Annotated in this window: 9 protein-coding genes and 3 tRNA genes; 5 read left to right on the top strand and 7 right to left on the bottom strand. The window is 50.4% G+C overall.

Annotation, left to right across the window (positions count from 1 at the left end; translation table 11 throughout):
- Nucleotides 1–66: 66 nt before the first annotated feature.
- Both AC1HCZ_RS06000 and AC1HCZ_RS05995 read right to left on the bottom strand, forming a co-directional pair.
- A complete protein-coding gene (locus AC1HCZ_RS06000) occupies nt 67–2,289 on the bottom strand; it encodes an elongation factor EF-2 (protein WP_479462633.1) in 2,223 nt (740 codons plus the stop codon).
- Nucleotides 2,290–2,338: 49 nt separating this feature from the next.
- Nucleotides 2,339–3,223 (bottom strand): hypothetical protein, encoded by an 885-nt coding sequence (locus AC1HCZ_RS05995; RefSeq protein ID WP_479462632.1) that lies wholly within the window; start codon nt 3,221–3,223, stop codon nt 2,339–2,341.
- Between the two features lie 142 nt (nt 3,224–3,365).
- Between AC1HCZ_RS05995 and AC1HCZ_RS05990 the strand changes: the two genes are divergently transcribed.
- Nucleotides 3,366–3,452: transfer RNA gene (locus AC1HCZ_RS05990), tRNA-Ser, on the top strand.
- Nucleotides 3,453–3,490: 38 nt separating this feature from the next.
- Complete coding sequence (locus AC1HCZ_RS05985) at nt 3,491–6,127, top strand: AAA family ATPase (protein ID WP_479462631.1); 2,637 nt, start codon at nt 3,491–3,493, stop codon at nt 6,125–6,127.
- On the opposite strand, the gene AC1HCZ_RS05980 is transcribed toward AC1HCZ_RS05985, so the two are convergent.
- Nucleotides 6,114–6,623 carry a hypothetical protein gene (locus tag AC1HCZ_RS05980; RefSeq protein ID WP_479462630.1) on the bottom strand — a complete coding sequence of 170 codons (510 nt, stop codon included), beginning with the start codon at nt 6,621–6,623 and terminating at the stop codon, nt 6,114–6,116. The genes AC1HCZ_RS05985 and AC1HCZ_RS05980 overlap by 14 nt on opposite strands.
- Nucleotides 6,624–6,751: 128 nt before the next feature.
- On the opposite strand from AC1HCZ_RS05980, the gene argF reads away from it, so the two are divergent.
- Complete coding sequence (argF, locus tag AC1HCZ_RS05975) at nt 6,752–7,687, top strand: ornithine carbamoyltransferase (RefSeq protein ID WP_479462629.1); 936 nt, start codon at nt 6,752–6,754, stop codon at nt 7,685–7,687.
- Here the strand turns inward: argF and AC1HCZ_RS05970 are convergent.
- Both AC1HCZ_RS05970 and AC1HCZ_RS05965 read right to left on the bottom strand, forming a co-directional pair.
- On the bottom strand, nt 7,684–8,481 hold the full coding sequence (locus AC1HCZ_RS05970; protein WP_479462628.1) for a DUF1464 family protein: 798 nt from the start codon (nt 8,479–8,481) through the stop codon (nt 7,684–7,686). The two genes, argF and AC1HCZ_RS05970, sit on opposite strands and share 4 nt — an antisense overlap.
- Entirely contained in the window at nt 8,423–8,920 is a 498-nt protein-coding gene (locus AC1HCZ_RS05965) for a hypothetical protein (RefSeq protein ID WP_479462627.1), read from the bottom strand. The genes AC1HCZ_RS05970 and AC1HCZ_RS05965 overlap by 59 nt, the downstream gene beginning before the upstream one ends.
- A gap of 56 nt (nt 8,921–8,976) precedes the next feature.
- On the opposite strand from AC1HCZ_RS05965, the gene AC1HCZ_RS05960 reads away from it, so the two are divergent.
- Together AC1HCZ_RS05960 and AC1HCZ_RS05955 are read left to right on the top strand one after the other, a co-directional pair.
- Nucleotides 8,977–9,050, top strand: a tRNA-Ile gene (locus AC1HCZ_RS05960).
- A 43-nt stretch (nt 9,051–9,093) separates the two neighbouring features.
- Entirely contained in the window at nt 9,094–10,305 is a 1,212-nt protein-coding gene (locus AC1HCZ_RS05955) for a molybdopterin molybdotransferase MoeA (protein ID WP_479462626.1), read from the top strand.
- A gap of 10 nt (nt 10,306–10,315) precedes the next feature.
- Here the strand turns inward: AC1HCZ_RS05955 and AC1HCZ_RS05950 are convergent.
- Together AC1HCZ_RS05950 and AC1HCZ_RS05945 are read right to left on the bottom strand one after the other, a co-directional pair.
- Nucleotides 10,316–10,433, bottom strand: a tRNA-Ser gene (locus tag AC1HCZ_RS05950).
- Between the two features lie 25 nt (nt 10,434–10,458).
- A complete protein-coding gene (locus AC1HCZ_RS05945; RefSeq protein ID WP_479462625.1) occupies nt 10,459–11,280 on the bottom strand; it encodes an NAD+ synthase in 822 nt (273 codons plus the stop codon).
- Between the last annotated feature and the right edge of the window lie 9 nt (nt 11,281–11,289).

Below are 11,289 nucleotides of genomic sequence, written 5' to 3'. Positions count from 1 at the left end.
ACGCTCAGTCGAGACAGAGCTGGGAAGCGACCGTAAAGAAAGTTTGAGCCCGGTGCTTCCAGCGTTTTAAGGCCCTAAGAAGTCTTCTGCCTTGGGGGGCTCTGGGGGTAATCCCTTTCTCTCCCTGATCTTCCTTATGAGCTCAGGCAAGAGCTGGTCGGGCACTGGTTCCCACCCGTAGAACTCGGTGCCCCAGAACGCCCTACCGGCCGTCACACTCCTCAGCTCCATGGGGAGGTCGAAGCTCTCTGCTATGGGCACTGCCGCCACTACTCTAGCTTGACCGCCCATGTCAATGATTTCCAGTATTTTCCCTCTGTGTTTCGTTATGACGCCGGTTATTGAGCCGATGTACTCGTTGGGGACCCTTATGTCCAGCTTCTGCCAAGGCTCGAGTAGGGTTGGGCTATCGGTCAACATGCTGGCGTATACTGCGTTCCTAACTGCAGGATAGAGCTGGGCGGGGCCTCTGTGGGCCGGGTCTTCGTGTATTATCGCATCCCAGAGTATCACTTTAACCCCTCTTACTGGTTCCTTGGCTAACGGTCCTTCCTTCATGGCGAGCCTCCAGCCAGCCAATATGGTGTCCTTGACCTCCCTTAAGTGCTGGACACCGACAGTCTTGTCGATGAATATGTTAAAGTTCTCCTCGTCCACTGCCCATATTCTTCTGGCGGTGTCGGCGTCCCAGTTGACTTTGTCTCTGAGAATCTTCGCCCTTTCCCTCGGATCCTGGTCGTCGGTTATTTCACCCTTCTGAATCATCTCGATCACTTCATTTTCTAACGGCTCTACTGTTATGTAGAGCTTGTTGTGCTTGTTGGGACTCTTGCCTTCCACCTTTTCTCCGGACTTCCTAACCGTCTCGCGGTAGGTTATTACCGGCGGGCTAACCTTTACCTCTAAGCCGTAAACTTCCTTGAGTTGTGTTAACGCTATTTCTATGTGTAGCATTCCCATACCGCTTAGCAAGTATTCGCCTGTCTCTTGGTTTATAGTTACCTTTAGGTTGGGATCCTCTATGCTCAACGTCCTCAAGGCTTCAATGAGCTTCGGCAAATCCCTAGGGTTCTTGGGCTCTATCGCTACGGTTACTACCGGCTCACTGACGTAGTGGAGCTGCTCGAAGGGCGCCGCTTGGTCCTTGTAGTTTACGTCTACTACAGTCTCGCCCGCCCTGGCCTCGTCTAGGCCCAGCATAGCTACTATGTTGCCAGCAGTCACGTAGTCCACTATTTCTCTGTCAGGCCCCATGTATATCGAAACTTGTAGTACCTTGCCCGGTTTCTGTGCGTTAACCAACCAGACTTCCTTGCCTGCAGTAGCCGTGCCGGCCCAAACTCTGCCGGTGGCGACGAGTCTCTTGGTGTGGGGGTCTAACCTCATGTCATTTATGAACACGACCAGAGGTCCGTCGGGGTCGCAGTTGAGCATGGCCTTACCCAGCTCGCTGTTTATATCACCTTTCCACAGTCTGGGGACCCTGTACTTCTGGGCCTCTCTGGGATTGGGCACCCAACGGACTACCATATCCAGCAAGGTCTCGTGTAAGGGGGCCTTGTTGAAAAGTTCTTCCACAGCTTCTTTGGTTCCCTTGGAATATGCCTCAACTATGTCGCTGAACTTTATTCCTTTTTCTTGTGCCATAGGTATCGTAATACCCCACTTGTCCTTGGCACTGCCTAAGGCTACGTGGCCCTTAGCGGGGTCCAACAACCACCTCTTAGCTATCTCCGGATCTGGCGCAAACATCAAAATTCGTTCGTTCACTTCCTTTATGATTTGGACTATCCTCTGTTGAATTTCTTGGGGGCTGAGCTTAAGCTCCTTTATCAAACGATCAACCTTGTTGATGAACAGAAGTGGCCTTACCAGTTCCTCCAGAGCTTGTCTGAGGACGGTTTCGGTTTGGGTCATGACGCCCTCTACCGCGTCCACGACCAATATGGCCCCGTCCAAAACCCTCAAGCTTCTAGTAACCTTACCGCTGAAGTCTACGTGTCCCGGCGTGTCTATCAAGTTTATTACGTAGGGTTTGCCCTTGTACTCGTGGTACAAGCTTACGTTAGCCGCCTTTACGGTTATTCCTCTCTGTTGTTCTACATCTAAGTAGTCGAGGGCTCTGGCCTCACCGGCTAGCTTGGGGCTGAGGATTCCCGCGTGGGCCAGCAGCGCGTCGCTTGTAGTTGTTTTACCGTGGTCCACGTGGGCTATGATGCCTATGTTCCTTACTTGCTCTACATTTCTCATTATCTTCAAAATATCTTCTACGTGCTTGTACTTTGGCATACTCGTACCCGGCGCGTCTAGGGGTAAGGAGTTATAAAAGGTATGGAGTCTAACGGGCCAAACTGCTGAGGCGCTGTTCGGAAATCATCCCCCTAACCACTGTTAATATCTTAGACTCCTTCTCGTATCCTAGCATATTTCTGATGACCGTGCTAACTAGCTTACTTATACTCTTAGCGTGCTCATTATACTCAGCTTTCATGAGCAAGGGGAGGTAAGTGTTTATGTCGCGATAGTACAGCTGCATAGTCAGCGGTATCAAGCCTACGAGGAGGACGGAATTTCTAAAGGCGGGTCTCCACTTTCTCAACAGTCCGACCTTTACGTCCTCTTTGACTCCGTCCAGAACGCCCATGGGTATTTTGTTTATTATTATCGACGATATCCTCCTTGAGGCAGCGCCCTCGTTCACTACCGGATGTGGCCTGTCTATGCAAGCTTTCTTTTCGTTACTAGTGATCACAATTTTGGCTTTGCTCAGAAGGCCCGTTTCAATAAACGATCTCCTTAAGAAGTATTCTCCTATCATATCTGGTGGTACGTAAACTACTACTCCGAAATCCTTATGTAGTAAGTAGTTCACGAACTCAGCTACCTGTGCCGTCAGCACTCCCCCGAACAAGCTCTTCAAAAGTTTCCTCTCGTCTATAAGCTTGAGGCACTCTTCTGTTACTATCTTGGTTATCAAGACTTCTGGGGCCTTCTTGAACCTCTTCGTAGCTTGGGCAGCGTTAATTATATTGTTAAAGTATGCAGCTAAGCAGTTAGTCTCCATGTCAAAAGATGTGAAGTCGGTAGACAAGTCTATGAGGACTACGGGCTTCCCGGTTTCTACGTTTAGGTGTGTCGCCAACTCTAGCGTCAGCACCTTACTACCGGAACCTCTGCATGACGGCGTTACCAGCACCAACACTTTTGGTACGTCCCCATACATTCAATATTAAGAGGAGGTTTATATTTGATCGTAGTAGACTCTCAAAAATGGGCTGAACTCACCGAAATTTTAAACGTCAACGATTAACTGACCGTATCCGTAGTCTCAAACCTTAAAAGGAACGTAGGAGGCCCTCACAAACGCCGGGGTGCCCGAGCGGCCCAAGGGGCCGGCCTTGAGAGCCGGTGGGGGAAACCCCGCGCGGGTTCGAATCCCGCCCCCGGCGCCACGACCACTACTAAGGACTGAAGCCGCTGGTAGATCGCCATGAAGGTCCAATTGCTAAAACTTGAACTTAAAAATTTTCTCTCATATGAGAATTTAGAGGTTGCGATCCCAGAAGGAGTAGTTGTCGTGGTAGGTCCGAACGGAGCGGGCAAGAGTAGCTTCGTTGACGCAATAGCCTACGCTCTGACTAGCGCCGCGGTAAGCAGGAAAGCCGCCAATAAGGACCTAATAAACTACGGAGCCAAGAGCGCCGAAGTAGTGCTCACGTTTGTCATTTCGAACAAAGTATACGAGGTAAAGAGAGTAATCAGCTTCGGTGAGGCCACACAGGCTGTGCTAAAGGAGAACGGCAAGATCTATGCGTCCGGCTCCCAATCAGTGAACAAAACAATAGCCTCCTTGTTGGGGTTCACCGACATCAAAGGACTGCGAGAAACGGTTTTCGTCCCCCAAGGCAAGTTAACCGAGCTGGTAGAGCTGGGGCCGTCTGATTTGAAGAACAAAGCGCTAGAGTTGCTCGGGATCAAAGATAAAGAGCTGGTTGAGGCCTCGTTGAGGGAGCTGATAAATTATTACAAGGGCTCCGCTTCTGGCTTAACGAACGTCCAGCGGATTTACGAGAAGTACAGAAATGAGTTGAATAGAGAGAAGACGAGGCTTAAAGAACTACGAGAGAAGTTACCCTCGCTCGAAGAAGAGCTTCAACGAATAGAGACAGAGCTGAACAGATTGAAGACCGAGCTTGTCGAGATTAATGAGAAGAAGACCAAGTACTACGAAATCAAGAATAAATTGATAAGACTTCAAGGAGAGATAAAGAATATAATTGAAGAACTTGACAAACTCAAAGAAATTGACGAAAGTGAGATAAAAACCCTAAGGTTCAAACTAATTAAGGTCAAAGACTTAAGCTTGGCCAAGGAGAGGCTTGAAAAAGAGCTGGCTGCTATAGATGGTAAAATCGAGCTCTTGAAAAAGAGGAACGCCGCGTTAATCGAGTTACGAGAGCTCCGAAAACTGGAAGAGAGGAGGGACGAGTTGACGCACAAGCTCGACGAAACCTTAGAGAGGTACCGGTTACTCCACAAGGAAATAGGGGTCATCGAAAAAGAGGTAGAAGGGCTCAAAAAGGAAGTCGAAAAGGTAGAGAGGAATTATGCAATATTAGAGAGAGAGTTAAAGGGTCTTACCGTCAGTGAGATAGACAATCAAATCAAAGAGCTTGAAAAGAAGTACAACTCAGTAAAGGGCGAACTTGAAACAATCAAAAGTGAGAAAAAACGCGTCGAAGTGATGCTCGAGGAGAAGCGCCGCGCGATCGAGATGTTGAGAGGACGAGAGTCGTGTCCGGTGTGTGGGTCTCCCTTAACGGCGAAGAAGCGCGAGTCGTTAATCAAGCGCTATACGGAAGAAATAGCAGAACTCGAGAAGAAGTTGGCAGAATTGAACTTTATAGAGAGGAAGTTAGAAGTTGAAGTAAAACATCTAGAAGGCAAGCTGGAAGAGCTTCGAAGGACGTCAGAAAGAGCCCACGCCCGCCTAGAGAGCCTAGGTTTTGAGGACGTCGACGCGCTGGGTCTGTACTTGGTCGACTTAAGGAAGAAGTTCGATGAGCTGAATTCCAGCTTGAAGAATAAGAGGGAGTTACTCGAGCGTTACGAGAAAACGATTAAGGATCTAAAAAAAGAATTGAACGCCATGACGGCTCGTATAGAGGAGCTCAAACGCAAAGAAGGGATGATAAGACAGATAGAAAACCAGCTGGAGAGTTTACGTGACGTCGACGTAAGTAAGAAAGAAGAAGTGGAGAAAGCTTTGAAAAGATTAACGAAAGAGATGGAAGAGCTAGGTTCGCCAGAGGAGTTAGAGAGATGGATAGCTGAGGCCGAGAGGTTAACGGCTAAAAAGAGGGAACTGAGTGCTGCTCTAGAACTCAAGAGACGTGAAAAGGAGGAACTGGAGAGGGAACTAAATTCGCTCGAATTCGACGAGGCCATCCTAAAAAGTCTCACGCGAGAGGTAGAAAACTTGGAGAGCGAGAGAGACGCACTTCTCCGCAAACTATCGGAGACCAAGGCTAAAATAGAGGAAACGAAAAGGAACATAGAGAGGCTTAACGAAGATGTAAATAGGTATCAAAAAGAGGTAGAAAAGCTCAAGTCGTACGAACAGTACGCATTATTCCTCGAGGAGTTCAGAAAGACCTTCTCGAGCATAATAATAGACAAACTGACAGAAAACTTTAGAAGGGCGTGGGAGGAGGAAGCAAACAAAATATTGGATATGTTCGATCTCAATGTAAAAAAGGTAGAGATCAAAGAAGTCGTCGAAAGAAGGAAGAGAGGGTGGACGATAAGGGCCGTACTTGACGGTGGGGCAACCGTAAACGTGGACTCGCTCTCAGGTGGCGAGAAGGTCGGCGTGGCCTTGGCACTCAGGTTGGCGCTCGCAAAACTCTTGTCCAAAGGGAGGATATCTTTCCTAATCTTGGACGAACCCACTGCGTACTTAGATTCTGAGAGGAGGCAAGCGTTAAAGAAGATAATCTCCTACGCGATTGGACCTTCCTTATCTCAAATGATTGTGGTAACACACGATAAGGAAATGATAGACATAGCCGACTCGGCGTGCCAAGTTAAAAGGACTCCCAGAGGCTCCGTAATCACGTGCGAATAATCCTTTCCCGCGCGAGGACGAGCAACCTCCGGAGAGCTTTTTCCTTCACCTTATATATTCTGCTCACCTCCCTAACGTCCTTTCCATTAATCACGTACGCACATACCAATGCCATTAGGTACTTACTCCTCTTCGGCCTAGAAGACAAGATCGGATCCTTCTCTATCAAACTAAGGTAGTACTGGAAGTCGTTCTTCAGTTCGGCCGGTATCTCCGGCAAGGGTTCCACTCTTTCCAAACTCTTCACGGTCTTGTTCGTGAGGCCTAACTTGTACTGAACGAAGGTGCCGCGCGCGTCCTTGTATCCTTTCTCGCTGAGGTCTCTCACTATCTCTGTCCCTTTGATAAGTACCTTCTCGTCTTCGCTCATTTTACCGCCAATTTTCTTATCGGCAAAGCGCGGTTCTGAGACGTGAAAGTCTACAATGCGTTCAATTACTTCACCGGTTTCCAAATCTACTACCACTCCGTTCTCATAGTCCCATACTAGCTTCATGACGATCTCCGACCAAATGTTTCTGTAAAAAGTAATTAACAAGTAGGTACACTCTGTACCGGGAGAGGGTAGCTAGACGAAAGTGTTAAGGGTCTCGGAAATAGGACTTCAGAGTGGGAAGGCGCAGTTTGAATCTAAAAGGTCGCAGCATGTTGTCCTTGCTAGAGTTCGAAGAGGACGAGATAAGGTTAATTGTTGAGACGGCCCTGCAGATGAAGAGAGAGAACTATTCTGGAAAGCGATACTGGGGATTGCTCGAGGGGCGCCACCTAGCTTTGCTATTCGAGAAACCCAGTACGAGAACCCGGGTGGCGTTTGAAGTAGCAGCAAGTCAACTGGGCATGAGTGTCAGTTACGTAACCAAGTCAGACAGTCAACTCTCGAGGGGGGAGCCCCTTAAAGATGCTGCCAGAGTGCTAGGACGCTACGTCGACGCCATAGCAGCCAGGGTAAGGAAGCATGATGATTTAATAACTTTAACCAAGTACTCGGGCGTTCCAGTAATAAACGCTCTGAGCGACAAGTTTCATCCGACGCAAGCCATAGCTGATGTAATGACGATATTAGAAAAGATAGGTAGGGTTAAGGGGGTGAAGATAGCCTTCGTGGGAGACGGGGCAGACAACGTGGCCCACAGCTTGATCTTGGCCGCCACTAGCTTGGGTGCCGAGGTGAGGGTCGTCACAGCTCCCGGATATGAACCGCTCGACGCGGTCATTGCGAGCGCAGAGGAGAGGGCCAAACGGAGTGGAGGTTCCTTCAAATTGGTTTACGACCCCTGTAAGGGGGTGAAGGGAGCTGACGTTATATACACGGACGTATGGGTCAGTATGGGGCTTGAATCGGAGAGGGAGAAGAGAATCAAAGACTTAAGCCCTTACCAAGTTAACTCGAACTTGCTTAAGTGTGTCGGAAAAGACTACATATTTATGCATTGTCTGCCAGCGCACAGAGGCGAAGAGGTTACCGAAGAGGTCTTGGAATCGAGCAGGAGCGTGGTATGGGACCAAGCGGAAAACAAGCTTCACGCCCAAAGAGCCGTCTTGGCCCTTTTGGTACCCTAATCCCTCAACGTTATCCATCGAATGAAGTAATCGGAGAACAAGTGCTTAGGCTTGTAGCCACAACACCACATGAAGGCGCCCAACGCCCCCGAATACTTCCCACAACGCTCGCTGGGACAGACCACCTCCTCTCCCACGAAGGTCGGTCTGTAGAAGTCCATCCACGTCTCCACGATCTTATCCTCGACGCCTGACCGCAAGATAGACATCTTGTTCTCAGGCCAACGTCTGAAGAGTAGCAGCATTTCCACGTCCACCAGTCCCGGAGAGCAGCGCCCCGGCATGCCTCTGGTCGCGCTTACGAACTTCGTAATAGCTCTGTCCTCAACATACAGTATGCTCACGAAGCAGCCCTTATCTATCAGCGTGAAAGTATTGATGCCGTTGTATATTAGATAGTTTACCTTAGCCACCTTGTCGGGAGTCCCCGTATCCAAGGCATTTATTAGTAGACCTTCGGGAACTTCGCCGGAAGCGCCCGCAGAGGGGAGCAATCTCACTTCGAAGTACAAGAGTGCGTTCGCCAACAACCTTCTGAAGCCGTGGGTCTCTTCCTCTCCGGCGTTGGGCACTACCTCGTCGTATAGTTTCGAAAGGATCTCGTCTCCCTTAATTTCCCTCCATTGATATCCTCCCGCTATGCAGAGCTCTTTCACCCCCATTCCCTTTAAAAACCTTAGGACCTCTTCGATATCACCTTTGGAGAACTCGAAGTACCCCGAAACGTAGGGACACCTACCGTAAGCTACCCGTATCCCTCTCGTCCCTACGTCTATTCCCGCCGAGGTGAGCAAATGGGTTCTCCCTCTTGACTGGTATGTTTAAGTATTTGAAGACGCTGCTGACGAAGTAATGGTAGGCGGGGTCTCCGTAAGAGGACCTTAACTTGAGCTTCCTGTATGAGGCTTTGTAAACCAACCTTCCCCTGTCGTAGACTTCCACGAAACCGGAGACACGGCCCTTTGCGTTTTTCTTGAGCTCCAGGACTACCACCACTTCCTCCCCCTTGTATGGAACGCTGATCTCGCCACCTCGACCCCGTGAGTAGACCTCGGGTTCGCCCTCTGGGGGTTGGTACTCTGCCGTCACCCTTCCAGAGTGATCTACCACAAATGCCAATCTCAAGAATGCGTGTTTGCCAGTTTTGCTCTTAGACCGCTCCAGCCACACGGGCAGGACGAACTCGGCTCGGCTTTTCTTCATCACTCTCTCAGCCAACCCTGCGGACTTCATCGCTCGATAAAGGCATAGCTCCCAAAATTTATAAGGTGATTGCTGGTCCCTCCGACGGGCCCGTAGCTTAGCCCGGCAGAGCGCCCGGCTGATAACCGGGAGGCCGGGGGTTCAAATCCCCCCGGGCCCACTAAACCCTGCACGCCAGTAACCTCAGAGCGGGAAGAGGAGCCTTGCCCGGTTTGAAGAAACTAAACCCGGTGCCCTACGTCATCAATGAGATAAGTAAGAGGTTGGAACGAGTTCCGCTCAAGAAGGTTAAGACCGTTAGCTCGGTCGGCATGTACTCGGGCGCTGACGTGAGGGCCTCTCGCGACGTTCCTCCAGAGGATAAGGCAGTCTTGGACGGATTCGCCGTGAATAGCGAGTTCGTAGAAGAGTGTAATGAAACTTCGCCGTGCAAGCTGAAGTTGTGTGAAGACGCGGAGAGAGGGTGCGCAGTACCGGTGAACACCGGCAACCCGTTACCGCCAGGAGCTGATACCGTAGTACCCATCGAAGCTTGCAAGCTCGAAGGAGATGTTGTGTACGTCTTCAGGCCGTTCCCTCCAGGAAACGCTGTAGCGAAGAAAGGAGAGGACTTGAGAGCTGGCGACATAATAATAACAAAGGGGACTTACCTCAGGCCTTGGCACGTCGCCGCTCTGCTGTCCCAAGGAGTAGTCGAGATAGATGTAGTATCGCCCAAGATAGCCCTCGCCGCGACGGGATCGGAGCTAGTTGAACCTTGGCAAGAAGAGGAAGGGGTTAAAAACACCACGGCTTGGTTGGCTTATACGTTCTTTAAGGAAAGGATGGGCGTCGACGCCGATTACTTCGGCATAATTGAAGACGATAAAGAAGCTATACGCGAGTTCTTAGAGAAGAGGGTAAGCGAAGGTTATGATATCGTAATAACCACCGGGGGGACCTCCGTCGGTCGCGTCGACTTCACCTCTTCTGCGCTGAAAGAAGTCGCTCGTTTCAGTCTTCACGGCGTCGCCCTCACGCCGGGCAGACCCCTCGCCGTAGGAGTAACGGAGTGCGGCAAGCTGCTCGTCGCCTTATCCGGGTACCCCGTTGCTGCCCTCAGCGAGCTGGAGGTCGTGGTTTGGAACATTATAAAGAAGGCATGGAACCTAAAAGAGCCTCCAAGGCCTAAGGTTAGAGCCAAGTTGGCGAGAAGGTTGCCAGTCCAGCCTAACATGGTCCATGTGTATAGAGTTATTGTGAAGAGGGTTGGGGAAGAGCTCGTCGTCGAACCCCTGAGGCTTACGGGGTCTGGGATACTCTCCTCCCTCTTAAAGGGGAACGGGATCTTAGTGGCCGGCCTCAAAGGCGAAACGGGCTATGATGTGGGTACTGAGGTCGAGGTGGAGTTGATCTCAGAAGTCCTTGAGGATTGATTATTCGTCTTGGCGCCGGGGGCGGGATTCGAACCCGCGCGCCCCGCTGAGGGGCAGTGGGTCTCTCGGCGCCACTCGAGCAGTAGGGGTCTCGAGCCCACCCCCTTGGGCCGCTCGGGCACCCCGGCAGGGGCTCTTTCCAGATCACCCTTATTAAGTTAGTATTGTGTCCGCCTCCTTGACGAACTCGGGGGCCGTCCTATTACTCACCTTAACTATCGGAGGAGGTAGCAACTTGTGTCTGTTAGCTTTTATCCTTTGTACTATTTTGTCAACTATCTCCTTACTCACCCCTAATTTCTCCACTATCTCTTGTGGTCTCATATCCTTCTCAACTAGGTGGTAGAGAACTACGTCGGCGACGTCGTAACTGAAGCCCAGTTCTTCTTCAGCTAACTGCCCTGGCCAAAGGCGAGGGCTTGAGGGCTTCGACGCAACTTCCTCTGGCAGACCCATGTGTAAAGCTAGCTTCCTTACCCAAGTTTTGTAGAGGTCGCCTATGGGGAAGAGGTCCGCCCCTCCGTCACCGTATTTTGTAAAATAACCCAGCAAGAATTCACTTTTGTCGCCGGTGCCTACGACTAGGCCGTCTTTGTGAGCTACTGCGTAGAGTATTGTCATCCTTATCCTAGCTAGGGTGTTCCCTCTCACTACCTTGTCGTTAATCTTCAACGTTTCATCAAAAGCCCGGAGCACCGGCTCTACGTCTATTATTCTTACGTTTTCTATACCGAGCAGCTTGGCGACGCGTTTTGCGTCCTCCACGTCCTTTTCCGGCGTAGAGGCCGAGGGCAATATTAGTGCCTGAACCTTCTCGGGACCCAGGGCCTCACTCAGTAATGCGGCTGTAGTTGCTGAGTCGACGCCACCGCTGAGCCCTATTACGGCAACCCTTCCGGTTCTCTCAAAGAAGTCCTTAAGCCAGTTAACTATCTTTCGGCGTACATGTTCCCAGTCCAGATCCGGTATACCCATTCTCGTGAC

It is taken from the genome of Ignicoccus sp. (assembly GCF_056435145.1).
This window is presented reverse-complemented; position numbering and strand designations above follow the sequence as displayed.

What these genes read in the sequence shown, in the direction of transcription:
- AC1HCZ_RS05945 (WP_479462625.1), bottom strand. Translation starts at nt 11,280, where the DNA reads ATGGGTATACCGGATCTGGACTGGGAACATGTACGCCGAAAGATAGTT.
- AC1HCZ_RS05980 (WP_479462630.1), bottom strand. Translation starts at nt 6,623, where the DNA reads ATGAAGCTAGTATGGGACTATGAGAACGGAGTGGTAGTAGATTTGGAA.
- AC1HCZ_RS05965 (WP_479462627.1), bottom strand. Translation starts at nt 8,920, where the DNA reads ATGAAGTCCGCAGGGTTGGCTGAGAGAGTGATGAAGAAAAGCCGAGCC.
- AC1HCZ_RS05995 (WP_479462632.1), bottom strand. Translation starts at nt 3,223, where the DNA reads ATGTATGGGGACGTACCAAAAGTGTTGGTGCTGGTAACGCCGTCATGC.
- AC1HCZ_RS05985 (WP_479462631.1), top strand. Translation starts at nt 3,491, where the DNA reads ATGAAGGTCCAATTGCTAAAACTTGAACTTAAAAATTTTCTCTCATAT.
- AC1HCZ_RS06000 (WP_479462633.1), bottom strand. Translation starts at nt 2,289, where the DNA reads ATGCCAAAGTACAAGCACGTAGAAGATATTTTGAAGATAATGAGAAAT.